Source organism: Clostridium kluyveri DSM 555 (assembly GCF_000016505.1).
Classification (GTDB): domain Bacteria; phylum Bacillota; class Clostridia; order Clostridiales; family Clostridiaceae; genus Clostridium_B; species Clostridium_B kluyveri.
Genome location: NC_009706.1, coordinates 1627238 through 1645314 on the forward strand (window position 1 = coordinate 1627238; position 18077 = coordinate 1645314).

At 29.9% G+C, this 18077-nt stretch carries 18 protein-coding genes; 17 read left to right on the plus strand and 1 reads right to left on the minus strand.

The features are described 5' to 3' along the window. The first annotated feature begins 32 nt into the window (after positions 1–32). The 9 genes from CKL_RS07625 (at position 33) to CKL_RS07665 (ending at position 8335) form a co-directional block, all read left to right on the plus strand. Positions 33–410 (plus strand): CBS domain-containing protein, encoded by a 378-nt coding sequence (locus tag CKL_RS07625; RefSeq protein WP_012101942.1) that lies wholly within the window; start codon positions 33–35, stop codon positions 408–410. Between the two features lie 129 nt (positions 411–539). After that, the gene (locus CKL_RS07630; RefSeq protein ID WP_012101943.1) at positions 540–1265 is read left to right on the plus strand and encodes an HAD-IB family hydrolase; all 726 of its coding nucleotides are present in this window, start codon (positions 540–542) and stop codon (positions 1263–1265) included. 63 nt (positions 1266–1328) lie between these two features. Continuing rightward, entirely contained in the window at positions 1329–1985 is a 657-nt protein-coding gene (locus CKL_RS07635) for a ribonuclease H-like domain-containing protein (protein WP_012101944.1), read from the plus strand. Between the two features lie 294 nt (positions 1986–2279). After that, entirely contained in the window at positions 2280–3314 is a 1035-nt protein-coding gene (gene argC, locus CKL_RS07640) for an N-acetyl-gamma-glutamyl-phosphate reductase (protein WP_012101945.1), read from the plus strand. Between the two features lie 25 nt (positions 3315–3339). Then, complete coding sequence (gene argJ, locus CKL_RS07645; protein WP_012101946.1) at positions 3340–4560, plus strand: bifunctional glutamate N-acetyltransferase/amino-acid acetyltransferase ArgJ; 1221 nt, start codon at positions 3340–3342, stop codon at positions 4558–4560. A 17-nt stretch (positions 4561–4577) separates the two neighbouring features. Next, positions 4578–5429, plus strand: coding sequence for an acetylglutamate kinase (gene argB / locus CKL_RS07650; RefSeq protein ID WP_012101947.1), 852 nt, complete (start codon positions 4578–4580; stop codon positions 5427–5429). Between the two features lie 12 nt (positions 5430–5441). Continuing rightward, on the plus strand, positions 5442–6614 hold the full coding sequence (locus tag CKL_RS07655; protein ID WP_012101948.1) for an aspartate aminotransferase family protein: 1173 nt from the start codon (positions 5442–5444) through the stop codon (positions 6612–6614). A 143-nt stretch (positions 6615–6757) separates the two neighbouring features. Then, complete coding sequence (locus CKL_RS07660) at positions 6758–7657, plus strand: potassium channel family protein (protein ID WP_012101949.1); 900 nt, start codon at positions 6758–6760, stop codon at positions 7655–7657. 180 nt (positions 7658–7837) lie between these two features. After that, a complete protein-coding gene (locus CKL_RS07665; RefSeq protein ID WP_012101950.1) occupies positions 7838–8335 on the plus strand; it encodes an S-ribosylhomocysteine lyase in 498 nt (165 codons plus the stop codon). Positions 8336–8532: 197 nt separating this feature from the next. On the opposite strand, the gene CKL_RS07670 is transcribed toward CKL_RS07665, so the two are convergent. Next, the gene (locus CKL_RS07670; RefSeq protein WP_012101951.1) at positions 8533–9291 is read right to left on the minus strand and encodes a tRNA threonylcarbamoyladenosine dehydratase; all 759 of its coding nucleotides are present in this window, start codon (positions 9289–9291) and stop codon (positions 8533–8535) included. Positions 9292–9596: 305 nt separating this feature from the next. Between CKL_RS07670 and CKL_RS07675 the strand changes: the two genes are divergently transcribed. The 8 genes from CKL_RS07675 to CKL_RS07705 all read left to right on the plus strand — a co-directional run bounded on the left by CKL_RS07675 (position 9597) and on the right by CKL_RS07705 (position 17903). Then, positions 9597–10424 (plus strand): carbon-nitrogen hydrolase family protein, encoded by an 828-nt coding sequence (locus tag CKL_RS07675; protein ID WP_012101952.1) that lies wholly within the window; start codon positions 9597–9599, stop codon positions 10422–10424. Between the two features lie 146 nt (positions 10425–10570). Continuing rightward, a complete protein-coding gene (locus CKL_RS07680) occupies positions 10571–11962 on the plus strand; it encodes a glycosyltransferase family 2 protein (RefSeq protein ID WP_012101953.1) in 1392 nt (463 codons plus the stop codon). An 88-nt stretch (positions 11963–12050) separates the two neighbouring features. Beyond that, the gene (locus CKL_RS07685; protein WP_012101954.1) at positions 12051–12770 is read left to right on the plus strand and encodes a pseudouridine synthase; all 720 of its coding nucleotides are present in this window, start codon (positions 12051–12053) and stop codon (positions 12768–12770) included. Beyond that, on the plus strand, positions 12767–12931 hold the full coding sequence (locus CKL_RS19780; protein ID WP_012101955.1) for a YpmA family protein: 165 nt from the start codon (positions 12767–12769) through the stop codon (positions 12929–12931). The genes CKL_RS07685 and CKL_RS19780 overlap by 4 nt, the downstream gene beginning before the upstream one ends. Positions 12932–13042: 111 nt before the next feature. Further along, positions 13043–13918, plus strand: a complete 876-nt coding sequence (locus CKL_RS07690) for a MurR/RpiR family transcriptional regulator (protein ID WP_012101956.1) — start codon at positions 13043–13045, stop codon at positions 13916–13918. Positions 13919–13941: 23 nt separating this feature from the next. Further along, positions 13942–15180 (plus strand): BaiN/RdsA family NAD(P)/FAD-dependent oxidoreductase, encoded by a 1239-nt coding sequence (locus CKL_RS07695; protein ID WP_012101957.1) that lies wholly within the window; start codon positions 13942–13944, stop codon positions 15178–15180. A 132-nt stretch (positions 15181–15312) separates the two neighbouring features. Next, positions 15313–15978, plus strand: coding sequence for a (d)CMP kinase (gene cmk, locus CKL_RS07700; protein ID WP_012101958.1), 666 nt, complete (start codon positions 15313–15315; stop codon positions 15976–15978). Positions 15979–15989: 11 nt separating this feature from the next. Continuing rightward, on the plus strand, positions 15990–17903 hold the full coding sequence (locus tag CKL_RS07705) for a bifunctional 4-hydroxy-3-methylbut-2-enyl diphosphate reductase/30S ribosomal protein S1 (RefSeq protein WP_012101959.1): 1914 nt from the start codon (positions 15990–15992) through the stop codon (positions 17901–17903). Positions 17904–18077 lie beyond the last annotated feature (174 nt).

Here is an 18077-nt window from a genome sequence, read left to right on the forward strand (position 1 = left end):
CATTGTATAATTAAAAAAGGAGGGGTGTTGTTATGGTTCAGGAAATAATGAAATCAAATATTGTAAAGTTAAAAAAAGAAGATAGTCTGTGTAAAGCTTTAGATATGATGGATGATCATAATGTAAATGGGGCACCTATAGTTGATGAAGATGGACAACTGACGGGCATGATAGTAAAGGCGGATATATATAGATTTTTGATGGAGGAAGGTCATTATGATACCTGTCCTGTAGATTGGGCAATGACAAAGGATGTAGTTGTGGCTAAGAGTGAAGAGGATATTATGACTGTGGCAAAAAGAATTAGAGAAAATAATATAGTAGCCATTCCTGTAATAGACGATAAAAATGTGGTAAAGGGTACCGTTTCTATCGAAGATATAATGGATTATGTAATTAAAAAGTCTTGATTTTATTATCAGGACTTTTTAAAAAATATATTTAATATTTTTTATTGGAGTTGCAAAACTAACTTACATAACATATAAGATAGTAATATTGTGTATTTTAATTTTAATAATATATAAGGAGAATGGAATATGAGTATTGCAGCTTTTTTTGATATTGACGGTACTTTATATAGAGAAGGTCTTATAACGGAAGTCTTTAAAAAGTTAGTAAAATATGAAATAATACCTGGAGAAAGGTGGTATAAAGAAGTAAAACCTGAATATGAAAGATGGGATAAAAGAAAGGGGAATTATGACAACTATCTTTTGAAAATGGCAAATATATATATAGAGGCTATAAAAGGACTCCATAGATCTCAAATAGAATTTATAGCTAAAACTGTAGTGGCTCAGAAAGGAGATAGGGTATATTCTTATACTAGAGATATGCTAAAATGGCATAAAGAAAATAAACACATAGTAGTAACTGTATCTGGAAGTCCTGTAGAGCTAGTTAGAGAAATGGCAATTAAATATGGATTTGACGATTATGTAGGAGCTGTATATATAAGGAATGAGGATAATATATATACAGGAGAGGTAGTTCCTATGTGGGATAGCATTAGCAAAGAAAAAGCTATAAAGATGTTAACTGAAAAATATAGTATAGATTTAGGAAAAAGTTATGCTTATGGGGATACTTTAGGTGATTTTTCTATGATGAAGATGGTAAAAAATCCAATTTGTGTTAATCCGACCAGAGAACTGGTGAGAAAGGTGTTAGAAGACCCTGAGGTAAGCAGCAGGGTAAAAATAGTAGTTGAGAGGAAAGATATGATATATAAGCTCGGAGCTTCTTGTATAAAGGAAATCTGAATCTTATATATCATATAGTATATAAAACTGTGTGGCTAAAAGGAATTGGAAAAGAGTGGTAATGTGATAGAGAGACTTAACAATGTAGATGTTGAAAGACCTATAGTAGAAAATTCATTAAAGATAGAGAAAAGCAGGTGTATTTTTAGAGATGCTATATTTTTTGATTTAGAACACTATATATACAAAAAACCTATATGTATAGGGGTGTTTGGATGCTGTTTTTATGACTATAAAAATGAAGTGTTAAAAGTGACACAGTATATGATAGAAAATAAAAAGGATACAAAATTAATACTAAGATTGGCAAAAGAATACTTTGAAAATATGATTAAAGAAAATAAAAAGTATATAGTAACTTTTTCGGGAAATAATGATTTTACGGTTATAAATTATCTTTTTGAAAAATACAATATGGAATTTAATAATATAGAAGATTATTTTATAAGTGTAGATCTGCAAAAACAGTATGAAAAAGAAATTCATAAATCTATAGGACTTAAAGCATTGGAAAAAGAATTTGGAATTACAAGAGAGGATAAAGTTATAAGCGGTTCAAATTTAGCTAAAACCTTTAGTAAAATAATTAAAGATAGTGAGTATATAAATAGAATGCCTGAGGTAAAAAAGGAAAAAATATTATTATACAATGAGCAGGATATAGTAAGCTTGTTTAACATATATACAAAATGGAATAATGTATTTATAGGCAATAAATAGTAAGTTAGTAATAATTATATCTGTGATATAAAAGTTTTTGTACATTTATAAAAACTTTTATTTTTTATTATTGTATATTTATAATGAAGTAATTATAAGGTTAGGGGGGAGTTTACTCAAGAAAAATGCTTTTTCATATGAATTTTTCAAGCACTTATAAAAAAATATTAAATTAATTTTTATAAAAAAATATTGCATATTTATTTATAAAGTCATATAATAACTACATATTTAAAAAATATGTAGTTATTATATTTTTATAGGCAATTATGATCTAAAAGGAGGTAAATTGATTTGGTACAAGTAGGCGTTATTGGGGGAACAGGTTATGTAGGAGCAGAATTAATAAGGCTCTTATCAAATCATAACAAAATAAAAATATCAGGTATATCATCTACAAGTTATGAGGGAAAATCTATTAATAGCCTATATCCAGGTTTTTATGATTTAAAAGAACTTGTATGTGAAAAGGATGATGAAGTTATAAAAAGAAGTGATTTGATCTTTTTAGCTCTGCCTAGCGGAGTAAGTGAACCTATTGTAGAAAAAGCAGTGGCCAAAGATAAAATATGTATAGATATGGGTGCAGATTTTAGATTTAAAAATGAATCTTCATATAAAAAATGGTATGGTAAAAATTTTATTACACCAAAATTGCATGAAAGTTCTGTGTATGGACTTCCAGAGTTAAATAGAGAATATATAAAAAAATCCCGAGTTATAGGAAATCCAGGATGTTATGCCACTTCTGTTCAAATTGGTGTTTTACCTCTTATTTCTAAAGGATTAATAGAAGAAAAAGGTATAATTGCAGATTGTAAATCAGGATTAACTGGTGCGGGGAAAACTCTTAGTGAAAGTAGTCATTTTGTAAATTGTAATGAGAGTTTTAGTGCTTATAAAGTTGCAAATCATAGGCACACTCCAGAAATAGAGGAAAATTTAAATAGTGTATCAAAAGAGGGGGTAAAGCTTACTTTTATTCCACATTTAATTCCAATAAATAGGGGTATTTTGTCCACCATATATACAACTCCTAAGGATCCGATAGATATAGAAAAAATACACCAGAAATATTGTGAATTCTATAAAGAGGAACCTTTTGTAAGAATTCTTCCTCTAGGTAAAGTATCTAAGATAAACAATGTAAGACTTTCTAATTATTGTTGTATTTCTATACATTATGATAGCGAAAATAATAAACTTATAATCATATCATGTTTAGACAATATGATAAAAGGAGCAGCAGGACAGGCAATTCAAAATATGAATATTGTATTAGGTTTCGATGAAAAAGAAGGACTTACTGCCCTGCCAGCTGTTTTTTAATTAAATTTTAAGGAGGACATTTAAGATGAATTTAGAAATTATAGAAGGAGGAATTACCTCTCCTAAAGGTTTTACAGCTTCGGGAATTAGCTGTGGCCTTAAGAAGAATAATCTGCAGGATTTAGCTCTTGTAATGTCAACTAAACTTTGTAATTCAGCAGGGGTATACACTAAAAATATAGTTAAGGGGGCACCTCTTTTAGTAACTAAAGGTCATTTAGAAAATAAAAAGGCTCAAGCCATAATTATAAATAGCGGAAATGCCAATACCTGTACGGGGGAAGATGGAATAAATCATGCAAAAGAAATGTGTAAATATACAGGAGAAGAATTACAAATTGAAGAGGATAATGTACTTGTAGCCTCCACAGGAATTATAGGTGTAAAATTAAATATTGGTATTATAAAAGAAGCTATTCCACGACTTGCTAAAAAGTTAAATAAAAATGGTGGAAAGGATGCAGCAAGGGCTATACTTACCACAGATACATTTAAAAAGACATTAGCTGTAACCCTGGAACTTGGAGGAAAAACTGTGGTAATTGGAGCTATGGCCAAGGGTTCTGGAATGATACATCCTAATATGGCAACTATGCTTTCTTTTATTACCACAGATGTAAATATAGATGCTAGTCTTTTAGACAAGGCGTTAAAAGAAAGTGTAAAAGTAAGCTATAATAGAATTTCTGTAGATGGAGATACTTCTACAAATGACATGGTGCTTGTCATGGCCAATGGATTAGCTGAAAATCCTATTATAGATGAGGAAAATGAAGATTATAACACCTTTTTAGAGGCATTAAAAAAGCTAAATATAGAATTAGCTAAAATGATTGCAAAAGATGGAGAGGGTGCTACTAAATTAATAGAATGCACGGTTATGAATGTATCTGGAGAAAAGGAAGGTGAAATTTTAGGTAAATCTGTAATATGTTCAAGTCTTGTAAAAACCGCCCTATTTGGACGAAATGCCAATTGGGGCAGAATATTAGATGCTATTGGATATTCTGGAGTAGACTTTGATATAAATAAACTGGAAGTATCCATGGAAAGTTCAAAGGGAAGTATATTGGTATTTAAAAATGGTAATCCTGTAGATTTTTCAATTGAAAAATCTGTAGACATACTTTCAGAAAATACAGTGGGCATAGTTTTAAATTTTAACTCTGGAAATTATAGTGTATGCTGCTGGGGATGTGATTTAACCTATGATTATGTAAAGATTAATGGAAGTTATATGTCTTAAGGGAGGTACGGGAGGAATTGAATTATAATGAGGTGGCAAAAATATTAGCGGAATCACTGCCATATATTCAAAAATACAGAGGGAAAACAATAGTTGTTAAGTATGGTGGCAGTGCTATGTTGGATGAACAGCTTAAAAAATATGTTATAAATGATTTAGTACTTATGAAATGTGTGGGAATAAATTTAGTAGTTGTTCATGGTGGGGGTCCATTTATTTCTTCTTATTTAAAAAAGTTAAACAAGGAAAGTGTTTTTATAGATGGACTAAGATATACAGATGAAGAAACCATGGATGTGGTTCAAATGGTACTTAGTGGAAAGGTAAATAAAGATTTGGTAAAATTAATTCAAAGTTATGGTGGAAAAGCCCTTGGACTTTGTGGAATAGATGGAGCCATGATAAAAGCTGAAAAAATCTCCAAAGGCGTGGATTTGGGGAAAGTAGGAGAGATAACAGATATAAATACTGAAATTATTATAAGTTCTATAGATAATGGATATATCCCTGTAATAAGCAGTATAGCTCTTGGGGATGATAATGAAACCTATAATATAAATGCAGATACATGTACTTTTAAAATTGCGGCAGCTTTAAAAGCACAAAATTTAATACTTCTTACAGATGTACCTGGAGTTATGAGGGATATGGATGATAACTCTACTTTAATTTCAGAATTAAGGTTAAAGGATATTAAAGCTCTGTATGAAGATAATATTATAAAAGGAGGGATGTTGCCAAAAATCAATTGTTGTGTTGAGGCCATTAAGTCGGGAGTTAAGAGTGCACACATTATTGACGGTAGAGTACCTCATTGTCTTCTTGTGGAATTATTTTCAAAAGAAGGTATAGGAACTATGATTTATTAGGAGGAGATTAATTTGGATTATTTAAATTATGCAAAAGAATATCTTATGAATACTTATAACCATCTTCCTGTGGTATTCACTCATGGAGAAGGGTGTAAGTTGTTTGATACGGATAATAAGGAATATCTGGATTTTACATCAGGTATTGGCGTAATGTCTCTAGGCTATGGAAATAAGAACTGGATTAAAGCTGTAGAAGCCCAACTGGAAAAAGTAGTTCATACTTCTAATATATTTTTGAATATTCCTGTATTGGAACTAGCCAAAAAATTTACTGAAATTTCAAATATGACTAAAGTGTTTTTTTGTAATTCTGGTGCAGAAGCTAATGAAGGAGCTATAAAATTAGCAAGAAAGTATAGTTTTGATAAACATGGAAAGGCTAGAAATACTATACTTACATTGAAAAAGAGTTTTCATGGAAGAACTATAACTACATTAAAAGCAGGAGGACAGGAAAAGCTTCATAAATATTTTTATCCTTTTACTGAAGGTTTTAAATATGCAGAGGCTAATGTAGAAGAGTTAGAAAAATCCATAGATTCATCAATTTGTGCTATTATGATAGAACCTATTCAGGGAGAAGGAGGAATAAATCCACTAAGTGAAGAATTTGTTCATAAGGTTTTTGGGATAGCAGAGAAGGAAGATATCTTGGTTATATGTGATGAAATTCAATGTGGTATAGGAAGAACAGGAAAGATCTATGGTTTTAATAATTATGGTGTTTGTCCAGATATTATATCCACTGCAAAAGGTCTTGGAGGAGGATTACCTATAGGTGCTGTGCTCTGTAATGAAAAATTGAACAATACTTTTGAATATGGAGATCATGGCTCTACTTTTGGAGGAAATCCTGTTTGTGCAGCAGGTGCTCTAGAAGTATTGAACATAATAAGTGAGAATTCTTTTTTAGAAGAAGTAAGTGAAAAAGGAAAATTTGTTAAGGAGTATTTTAAAAGTAAAAATAAAAAGAATATATTAGAAGTTCGTGGAATGGGACTTATGATAGGAATAGAAATTGAAGGGGAAGCATCCAGGGTACAAAAGAAAGCTCTCCAAAAAGGTCTTCTTGTATTAACCGCAGGACCAAATGTAGTGAGATTATTGCCACCGCTTATTATTTCAAAAGAAGAATTAGAAGCGGGATTAAATACACTATATGAAATTATAGAGGAAGAGTAATTTATATATTTAAATCAAGCAAAGGAAATCTGCTGTGATTCAAGTAGATTTCTTTTTATTTTTATAATAAATAAATGTGATAATAACCTCTTTGTAAAAGTATAAATAGATATATCTATTTTATTAATATAGAGGTTACATTTATGAGGTGGTTTATTAATTTACATAAGCTCGAGAAAAAGACTATTTTACTTATGTTAGCATTGCTTTATGTTAGCATATTATTTTCTTTTGGATTTATTTACTGGGATATAGCCAATGATTCTCAGGGGGAATTTTTTATATTTCAAAATGATGTGAACATGAATACAAAGGTAGAAGCTTTTAGAAAAAGTTTGAATATCCCCATATATAATAAGGAATTTAAAGATATGGTAAAATATTTAATATCCTCTAATGAATATAAAAGACCTATTGCAAAACTAGAAACCCCTGGCTCCTCTTTTTCTACAAACATATTTGCCTTTGATAAAATCTTAGGAGAAAATTGGGCTAATTATTATTACCTTTTATTTCAAAGTCAAGATATTACTCATATAAGTATAGAAGACTTAGGAGAAGATAAAGTGAGCAGTAAATTTAATAGTAATAAGTTAAAAATATGTTTTTACAAGATAAATGAGGAGGAAAAATATAAGGATTTTAAGAGCTATAAAAAAAGTGATAAGAACAAATTTGAAAAAATAGATAGCAAATATGTTTGGGTAAATAATTATACTTTACTTTATAATGAAATTTTTAGAAAGGAATATTTTTATTATCCTCTAAATTTTTATTTTCCAAAGCTTATAGAAAACTCCATATCTTTTTTAGATGATAGTCCTTTGGCATTGAGATCTATAATAAATGGAAATTTCAAATATCCAATATGGAATTTTATGTATTTTAGTGCTGTTACTATGACTACATTAGGTTATGGAGATATTTTGCCCAATTCTATGGTTGTTAGGATATTGGTTATGCTTGAAACCATATTTGGAGTAATTATAATAGGAGTATTTGTATCCTGTTTGTTTTGGAATAAAAAATCAAGTGATTCTTAGGTTCAGGCGGAGTTTGCTGTAGAGAAAGGCTTTTCTCCACCTAAACTTATGGAATTTTGAAACTAGAATATTTACATTATATATATTATGTAAATTTAAAATTAAAGTAAACAAACAGCATAGAAAAATATAAAGATATATACTATAATTATAATAATAAAAATGGAATGGAGAGAAAACATGGAAAAAATCACTAGTTTTACAATTAATCACTTGGAACTATTGCCTGGAGTATATGTTTCAAGGAAGGATAATATTAATGGAGCAATAATAACTACCTTCGATATTAGGATGACAAGACCAAACTTTGAACCAGTAATGAATACGGCTGAACTTCATACTATTGAGCATTTGGGAGCGACCTTTTTAAGAAATCACAGCGAGTATGGCAGTAAGATAGTTTATTTTGGTCCTATGGGCTGTAGAACAGGATTATATTTATTATTAGGAAGTGATAGAGGATTTGAATCAAAAGAAATTATAGGTTTAGTTAAAGAGATGTTTCAATTTATTGCAGAATATGAGGGTGAAATTCCAGGTGCACTGCCAAAAGATTGTGGAAATTATCTTGATATGAATTTACCTATGGCTAAGTATTTAGCAAAAAAATATTTAGAGGATGTGCTAGATAATATTAGTGAAAAAAATCTTAATTATCCTAAATCAAGTGATTCTTAGGTCCGGATGGAGTTTGCTTATGAGGAATATGCTTTCATTTGAATCTTATTAACAGTATTTTTAGTGTCTTTAGCACTTAGAATACGTTATCCTTTAGGGGAAGAACTTATAAAGGCGCTAAAATCAGCTAATCCCCCAGCTTCTTTGGGAATTAGCTGATTTTAGCGTTTGGGTAAGTTCTTTTCTAAAGATGAAAGTTAATTCAATGACAGTATATCTTTAATTACCTCACCTGCTATTATCATTCCTGCCACGGGAGGAACAAAGGAATTGCTGGAAGGTATTTGACGTTTTGATAGGCATTTTTTTGAGCCCCCAGTGCATACACAGCCTTCCTTGCAAGTTATGACTTCTTCTATTTTTGGTTTTTTAGGTATTTCCTCGGAATACAATACCTTTAAGTTTTTTATTTCTCGTTTCTTGAGTTCATGTCTCATTACTTTAGCTAGGGGACATATTTCTGTATCATAAATGTCAGATATCTTAAATTTAGTGGGATCTAGTTTATTTCCCGTACCCATACAACTAATTATATTTATATTATGATTTTTACACCATACTATAAGGGATATTTTTGAAGATACTGTATCAATGGCATCTATTACATAATCTGCGGAAGGAGGTATAATACTATCTATATTATTTTCATCTGCAAATACTTTATAAGATTCCACCTTGCAATTGGGGTTTATATCTAAAATTCTATCTTTTAAAACATCTGCTTTATACTTACCTATTGTATGGAAGTTGGCATGTATCTGTCTGTTTATATTTGTTAAACAAACAGTATCATCATCTACTATGACAATATGACCTATACCTCCTCTTACCAGAGCTTCAAGGGTAAAACTTCCCACACCACCTAACCCAAATAGTACTATAGTACTATGTTTTAATTTTTCTAGAGCTTCTTTTCCAAACAGCAGTTCGGTTCTGGAAAGGGCATGTTGTTTCATTAAATGATCTCCTATTCATAATAGTTTAATTATTTTTAACTTAAATGACAATATTAAAATTATATAATGTACAGTATTTTTAATCAATAGTCTTATAGAACTAAGTAATTCTTATTTGGGCGGAATTTTCTATAATGTGAAGTATCAGCTTTTCAATAGATTAGTAAATTGTATCTTAAATATTAAATTTTTATCTATCATTGAATAGTCCACAATAATAAACTATAATTAAGGGTATATAATAATTGTAAGGATTGAAGTGTTATAAGCAAATACATGAGGTAATTAAAAGAGGGTGTTTTATTGTGAAAATAGGTTTATGTCAAATGATGGTTTTAAAGTCTTCAAAAAGTGACAATGTAAAAAGAGCAAAGGAAGCTATATATAAGGCTGCAAATAAAGGAACTGACATAGTAGCATTACCGGAAATGTTTAATTGCTACTATAATACTAAGTATTTTAGAGAATATGCAGAAAAGGATGATTGCAAGGGAGAAACCTTGAGTATGCTGTCATCTGCGGCTAAAGAGATGGGAATATATATAGTTGGAGGCTCTATACCTGAAATTGATGATAAAGGAAATATATATAATACTTCTTTTGTATTTAATGAAAAAGGAGAATTAATAGGGAAGCATAGAAAAATGCATTTATTTGATATAGATATAAAAGATAAAATAACATTTAAGGAATCAAATGTTTTAACTCCAGGAGACAAAGTTACTGTAATAGATACAAAGTGGGGGAAAATAGGTGTAGCTATATGTTATGACGTGAGATTTCCTGAACTCATGAGGCTAATGGCACTTCAAGGGGCAAAAATCATATTTATTCCAGCTTCTTTTAATACTACTACGGGACCATCTCATTGGGAACTGTTATTTAGAAGTGCTGCAGTAGAAAATCAACTGTATACCGTAGGAATATCACCAGCAAGAAATATAAATTATTCTTATGTGGCTTATGGAAATTCTCTTGTAGTAGATCCCTGGGGAAAGATATTAAATATATTAGATGAAAAAGAGGGAATACTATTATCGGAGATAGATTTGGAATATATATATGAAGTAAGAAAATCTATACCTGTATTTGAGCATAGAAGAGAGGATTTATATGAAATTACTTTAGTATGAAAAGAAAAAATATGTAGATTTTGTTAGTCAGAATATTTCGACATATACCACATAAGTAAAAATCTGTGGTATCATGATATACGGTATTTTATATATATTTGTTTCAGTATAATAGAATAAATATATTATAAGGAAGGATTTTTGTGATGAAAGAGTTTATTTTTAATTTTACAGCTATTTTTCAAATATCAATTTTCACAATCACAATGTATTACCTAATACTTTCTTTATTTGGACTCTATAAAAGAAGAGATAATGGTGCAGAAAAATGTATGCCTAAAAATACTTTTGCCCTTTTAGTAGCAGCTCATAATGAAGAGATGGTTATTGCAAAAATAATAGAGAGTTTAAAAGATATTGACTATCCCAAAGATATGTATGATATTTTTGTTATTGCGGATAATTGTGATGATGATACAGCATCTATAGCAAGAAAATATAATGTAAATGTATTTGAAAGAAAAGTTCCGGATAAAAAGGGAAAGGGATATGCACTGGAATGGATGTTCAATAAAATATTTAAGATGGATAAACAATATGATTCTATAGCCGTTTTTGATGCAGATAACTTGGTCTCAAGAAATTTTCTAATGGAAATGAATTATAAACTATGTCAAGGGTATAAAGTTGTTCAAGGCTACATAGATAGTAAAAATCCCAATGACTCATGGATAACAGGTTCTTATTCAATTTCTTTTTGGACTGCCAACAGGCTTTTTCAACTTTCTAGGTCAAATCTTGGATTATCAAATCAAATCGGAGGTACTGGCTTTTGTATGAATACGGAGATACTAAAGCAGCTTGGATGGGGTGCTACTTGTTTGACTGAAGATTTAGAATTCACCTGTAAATTAGTATTAAATGGATATAAGGTAGGATGGGCTCATAATGCTGTAGTATATGATGAAAAGCCTTTAACACTAAAACAATCCTGGCATCAAAGAAAAAGATGGATGAAAGGATTTACTGATGTTGCATCAAGGTTTTTCTTTAAGCTTATAAAAAAGGCACTAAGAGATAAAAATCTCACTGCACTTGACTGTGCCATATATACTGTGCAACCTTTTGTCACATTGCTAATAGGGCTTTCGGCTTTTATAACTATTCTGCAGAATACTCATGGGTTAAATATATTTGTTATAAATATATATTTTATACCTATAGTATGGAAAACATTTAGTATAGTTCAATTTCTAGTAACCCCTTTTATAATGATGTTAGAAAACAAACTGTCAAAGAAGATGTTTTCTATATTTGTTTTATATTCCTTCAATATAGTAGTACTTGCGCTGATGTTTGATTCACCTACTCTATTAGAGACGGTATCTGGAAGTATTTTATATCTTCTGATATTTGTAATAGGCATATCCTTATTAGGAGGTAAAAATTCTCTTAGAATATTTATATGGTATCTGCTCTATGGTATATATACTTTGACATGGATACCAATAACAATACAAGGAATATTGGACAAGAATAACAAAGAATGGAATCACACTAAACATATAAGACAAATAAGTATACAGGAAGTAGAATAATAAGATTAATCCTCAATGTATGACTGAGGATTAATTTTATTATTTAAATATACTATAATACATTTAATATGTGAGTAGGATGATTAATATGATAGAAAGATTACATAAATACATGGCTGCCTGCGGGGTAGCGTCAAGAAGAAAATGTGAACATATAATATCGGAGGGAAGAGTAAAAGTAAATGGAGTAGTTGTAAATAAACTTGGGACAACAATTGATGATGAGAGAGATGAAATTCTGGTAGATAATAAAATAATAAAGAAAGAAAATAAAAAGGTGTATATATTATTAAATAAACCGAGAGGATATATATCTTCAGTTAAAGATGATAGGGGACGCAAAACACTTCTTGATATAGTAAAAGTAAATGAAAGGGTTTATCCCATAGGAAGGCTTGACTATAATACATCAGGAGCCATAATACTTACCAATGATGGGGAAGTATATAATAATATAGCTCATCCAGGAAGCAATAAATCTAAGATATATATTGCTGCAATAAAAGGAATACCTTCTAGTGAGGAGATAAAACGATTTGAAAATGGCATAGATATAGGAGGATATATAACAGCTAAGGCAAAATTTGATTTTATTAGTTCAAATAAGGAAAGTTCAAAGGTAAAAATAGAAATACATGAAGGAAAAAACAGACAGGTTAGAAAAATGTGTGATGCCATAGGCCATCCTGTAATAACTTTAATGAGAATTGCTATAGGAGATATAAAACTAGGCAATCTCAAGGAGGGAGCATGGAGATATTTAACTGAAAAGGAAATACAATATATAAAAGGTGGAAAGTTATTATGAAAAATGAATTAAAATTAATTTCATCAAAAGAATTTAGTGACTATGAAGATATGTATAAAATTGTGGATTTTTTGAATAAAAATTTAAATATTTATGGTTTTACTTTTGGAATATGCGAGAAAGATAATAAAAATATAATAAATATTTATAAACATGATTGAATAGTTAATTGAATAAACAATTGAATATTATATTGATAATTTACTCAATAGATGTTAAAATGAAACAAATATTGCAAAGTTAACATGGATGGAGAGAAAGGAATGAAGTAAATGGAAAGCACTAATAATCAGGACTTAATAAGGACAATTCAAATTAAATTTCCAAGATTGAGTAAAGGTCAAAAATTAATAGCTGAATATATTCTAAAACATTATGACAAAGCTGCCTTTATGACAGCTGCAAAATTAGGGGTAAATGTAGGAGTAAGTGAATCAACTGTAGTTAGATTTGCAAATGAACTTGGATTTTCAGGATATCCTAAATTGCAGAAATCTCTTCAGGAACTTATAAAAAATAAACTTACTACGGTGCAGAGAATTGAATTATCAAATGATTTTGTAAGTCAGGAAAGTCCACTGAAAAGTGTTTTAAAATCTGATATGGAAAATATAAGAGCTACTCTTGAAAAAATAAATCATAAGACTTTTGATGATGTAGTAAACAGTATATTTAAGGCAGATAAGATATATATAATAGGACTTAGAAGTTCCACTGCTATTGCAGATTTTCTGGGTTTTTATTTAAATCTGATATTAGACAATGTAAAAGTTGTAGGATATGGAATAAGTGATATTTTTGAACAGATGATAAATTTAACCAGCGACGATCTGGTAATAGGCATAGGGTCTCCTAGATATGCTGTGAGAACTATTGAAGCTCTAGCTTTTGCCAAAAGCAGAAATGCTAAGGTGGTAGCTATTACGGACAGCCTTTTATCTCCTCTGGCAGCCAGGGCAGATTATACCTTGATTGCTCAAAGTAATATGACTTCTTTTGTAGATTCACTAGTAGCTCCATTAAGTGTAATTAATGCACTTATTATTGCTGTTGGATTGCAGGAAAAGGAAAAAATTTCCTCTACTTTTTCGGATCTTGAAACTATATGGCAGGAATATCAAGTATATTCATTAAAGGATCAAAATTAGTTGGAAATAGGGTGTATGAATTAATGTCAAAGGTAATAGTAATTGGAGGAGGTCCATCTGGAATGATGGCAGCAATAACTGCTGCAAATAGAGGATTTGACACTACCTTGGTTGAAAAAAATGAAAAGCTTGGGAAGAAGATGTTCATATCTGGAAAGGGAAGATGTAATATAACCAATTCAAAGGATATAAGTGAATTCTTTGATCATATTCCTGTAAATTCTCATTTTTTGTATAGTTCACTTTATTCTTTTACAAATAAGAATACTTTTGAATTTTTTGATGATTTAGGAGTAAATTTAAAGATTGAAAGAGGGGGAAGGGTTTTTCCACAGTCTGACAAATCCTCTGATTTAATTAAAGCTATGGAAAAAGAATTAATAAAGAAAAATGTAATGATAAGGTTTAATTCTAAAATTAAGAAATTTATTTCCAAAGATAACTTTATAAGAGCAGTTCAACTTGAAGATAATTCAATTATAGAAGGAGATTTGTTTATACTCTGCACAGGGGGCATGTCTTATCCGCAAACGGGTTCTACTGGAGAAGGATATAAAATGGCTGAAAGTTTAGGTCATACAATAACGAAAATTACACCGGCTCTTGTTCCTATAGAAATTGAAGAGGATTGGATAAAAATATTGCAGGGACTTTCTTTGAAAAATATAGAATTAAGTATAGTGGATTCTAATAATAATATCTTATATAGGGAATTTGGAGAAATGCTTTTTACCCATTTTGGAATTTCAGGACCTGTTGTTTTGAGTTCCAGCAGGGTAGTAAAAAATAATAGAAATTTAAAGGCAGTTATAAATTTAAAACCTGCTCTTGAGTTTCAGGAATTGGATAGAAGATTGCAGAGAGAATTTTTAAATTATTCAAATAAAAGTTTTAAAAATTCTTTAGGGGGATTACTTCCTAAAAAACTTATTGGCATAATTTTAGATTTATGTAACATAAAATTAGATAAAAAATGCAATTCTATAACTAGAGATGAAAGACAGGATTTAGCTGGATTATTACAAAATTTTACTATGCACATAAAAGGTCTTAGACCCATAGAAGAAGCCATAGTTACATCTGGAGGAGTAAGTGTTAAAGAAATAGACTCTTCTACCATGAAGTCTAAAATAGTTTCGAATTTATATTTTGCAGGGGAGATAATAGATGTAGATGCAAATACAGGAGGATTTAATATGCAGATTGCATTGTCTACTGGATTTTTAGCAGGAAGTAAAATTAAAAATGTATTACAAATTTAATTAAATCAATGATAATATAAATAAAGGATTTTATGTTTTTTTATAGAATATATAAGTAGGATTTTAATATGAGTAAGATTCCTCATGTAAATTTGGATATGTTTCTTGAGCAGAGAAAGGCGGAATGACATTTTGAATATATCTGTAGCAATTGATGGACCTGCAGCTGCAGGTAAAAGTACTATAGCAAATATTATAGCCCATAAATTTAATCTTATGTATATAAATACAGGCTCTATGTATAGGGCTGCTGCACTTTTATGTATGAGAGAAAGAGTATGTTACAAGGATGTAGATAAGGTATGTGAAATTGTAAAATCACTTAAAATGCATTTTGAAAAAGATAGACTTATTGTAAATGGTGAAGATTTAACAGAGGGTATAAAGCATCCTGATGTAAGTAATAATGTATCTAATTATGCTGCTATTTTTAAGCTTAGAAAGTTGCTTGTAAAATTGCAGCAAGATATGGCGGGAAATTTTAATGTGATTATGGATGGAAGGGATATAGGTACTGTAGTTTTAAAAAATGCACCTTTGAAGTTTTTTCTCACAGCTAGTGCCAGTGAAAGGGCAAAAAGAAGATATTTGGAATTAAAGAAGAAAGGTATAGATGTGGAGTATAATGAGATATTGGATGAGATAATTAAAAGAGATTATATAGATTCCCATAGGGAATCTTCACCCTTTATAAAAGCAGAAGATGCTATAGAGATAAATTCATCTGGACTTTCTATTTATCAGGTGGTAGAAATTATTTCAGGTTATATAAGAAATTACATTAAAGAACATAACTAAAGGTGAATAGTATGAATATTATATTAGCAGATAAGTCTGGATTTTGCTTTGGGGTGGAGAGAGCTGTTACCGAGGCTATAAGTGCCAGAGAAAAATTTAAAAAGAAGATATATACTTTAGGTCCTTTAATTCATAATAGTGATGTAGTAAATAATTTAAAGAAAAAAGGTATATATCCTATAGAATTAGATGATATATGTAGTCTCAAAGAAGATGATGTAGTTGTAATACGTTCTCATGGTGTAGCAAAAGACATATTGACTCTTTTGGAGAATAAAAAGATTAATGTGGTGAATGCTACCTGTCCTTATGTTTCTAACATACAGAAAAAAGTGGAAAAATACTATAAATTAGGGTATAGTATATTGATAGTGGGTGATATTAACCATCCAGAGGTAGTAGGTATAAATGGATGGTGTGAAAATACTGGCATTATATCAAAGAATGGTGTCGATTTAGATAAGTTACCTTTAAAAATATGTATAGTTTCACAAACTACAGAAAAACAGTCTAATTGGGAAAAGGTGTTGAATATAGTAGCTAAAGAGTGCAGGGAATTTATTGCATTTAATACTATATGCAGTGCCACAGAGTTCCGTCAGAAAGCTGCAGAATGCATATCAAAAAAAGTAGATATGATGGTAGTAATAGGGGGTAAAAATAGTTCTAATACCACCAAGCTTTATGAAATATGTAAAAGTAATTGTAATAATACAATTCATGTTGAAAATTCAGGAGAAATACCTGATAATATAATTAAGACTAATAAAATTAAAACTATAGGTGTTACAGCAGGAGCTTCAACACCCAATTGGATAATAAAGGAGGCAGTTTTAAAAATGAGTGATGACAAAAATTTAGAGTTAAATGAACAGTTATCTTATATGGACAAAAATGATACCCAGATAATATTAGGGGAAAAAATTAAAGGTATAGTAATATCTGTGAATTCTAAAGAGGCTTTTTTAAATATAGGATATAAATCAGATGGCGTACTTCCAAAATCTGAAATAACAAAGGAAGAGGATAACAATTTAGAGGAACTAATTCATATTGGAGATGAATTAGATGTTAAAGTAGTAAGAAGGCAAAATGAAGATGGATATGTGGTATTATCCAAATTAGAATTAGATAGAGAAAATGCTTATAAGGAATTGGAAGATGCCAATATAAATAATACATGTTTAAAAGTTACAGTAAAAGAAGATGTAAATGGAGGATTAGTAGCCAATTACAAAGGAGCTAGAGTTTTTATACCGGCCTCCCATGTGGAACTATATCATGTAAATGATCTTTCTCAGTATGTAGATAAGGAATTGGAAGTTAATATAATTGAGTTTAAGCAGGAGAGAAAGGGAACTAGAGTAGTAGCTTCGAGAAGGGAAATTTTAAGAATTGAAAGAGAAAAAAGGGAAGAGGAAACTTGGAACAGGCTTGAAAAAGATATGGTGGTAGAAGGAGAAGTTAGAAGATTAACTGATTTTGGCGCATTTGTTGATGTGCAGGGGGTTGATGGACTTCTTCATGTATCTGAACTGTCCTGGGGAAGAGTTAACAAACCAGGAGATGTACTGAAAATAGGTGATAAAATTCAAGTTTATATATTAGATGTAAATAGAGAAAAGAAAAAGTTATCTTTATCCCTGAAGAAACTTATGGAGGATCCATGGAATAATGTGGATATAAAATATCCAGTTGGAAATGTAGTTCTGGGAAAAGTAGTTAGATTTGCTAATTTTGGTGCATTTGTAGAATTGGAACCTGGAGTGGATGCATTAGTACACATATCCCAAATAAGTCACAAGAGAATAGATAAGCCTTCAGATGCACTGGAAATAGAACAGGAAATAAAGGCTAAAATTTTAGAAGTAAATAAGGAAAGTGAAAAAATAGCTTTAAGTATAAAAGAAGTAGATGAAATTTAATATTTATTCTAGAAAATTTTCACATTTACCATCAAAATTTAATACCCAAAGATAAAATATAGGTTATTTTACAAATATATTTACTTAAATTTAAGTAAATACTATATTTTTATATGATATACATAGGAAATCAGAGAAATCTTTTAAAAAACAGAGATTTTAAAAGTAAATTTT

Coding starts and splice junctions, on each gene's coding strand:
- CKL_RS07685 (WP_012101954.1), top strand. CDS start 12,051: ATGATAGAAAGATTACATAAATACATGGCTGCCTGCGGGGTAGCGTCA.
- CKL_RS07625 (WP_012101942.1), top strand. CDS start 33: ATGGTTCAGGAAATAATGAAATCAAATATTGTAAAGTTAAAAAAAGAA.
- CKL_RS07665 (WP_012101950.1), top strand. CDS start 7,838: ATGGAAAAAATCACTAGTTTTACAATTAATCACTTGGAACTATTGCCT.
- CKL_RS07670 (WP_012101951.1), bottom strand. CDS start 9,291: ATGAAACAACATGCCCTTTCCAGAACCGAACTGCTGTTTGGAAAAGAA.
- CKL_RS07660 (WP_012101949.1), top strand. CDS start 6,758: ATGAGGTGGTTTATTAATTTACATAAGCTCGAGAAAAAGACTATTTTA.
- CKL_RS07680 (WP_012101953.1), top strand. CDS start 10,571: ATGAAAGAGTTTATTTTTAATTTTACAGCTATTTTTCAAATATCAATT.
- CKL_RS07695 (WP_012101957.1), top strand. CDS start 13,942: ATGTCAAAGGTAATAGTAATTGGAGGAGGTCCATCTGGAATGATGGCA.
- CKL_RS07690 (WP_012101956.1), top strand. CDS start 13,043: ATGGAAAGCACTAATAATCAGGACTTAATAAGGACAATTCAAATTAAA.
- CKL_RS07705 (WP_012101959.1), top strand. CDS start 15,990: ATGAATATTATATTAGCAGATAAGTCTGGATTTTGCTTTGGGGTGGAG.
- argJ (WP_012101946.1), top strand. CDS start 3,340: ATGAATTTAGAAATTATAGAAGGAGGAATTACCTCTCCTAAAGGTTTT.
- CKL_RS07630 (WP_012101943.1), top strand. CDS start 540: ATGAGTATTGCAGCTTTTTTTGATATTGACGGTACTTTATATAGAGAA.
- CKL_RS19780 (WP_012101955.1), top strand. CDS start 12,767: ATGAAAAATGAATTAAAATTAATTTCATCAAAAGAATTTAGTGACTAT.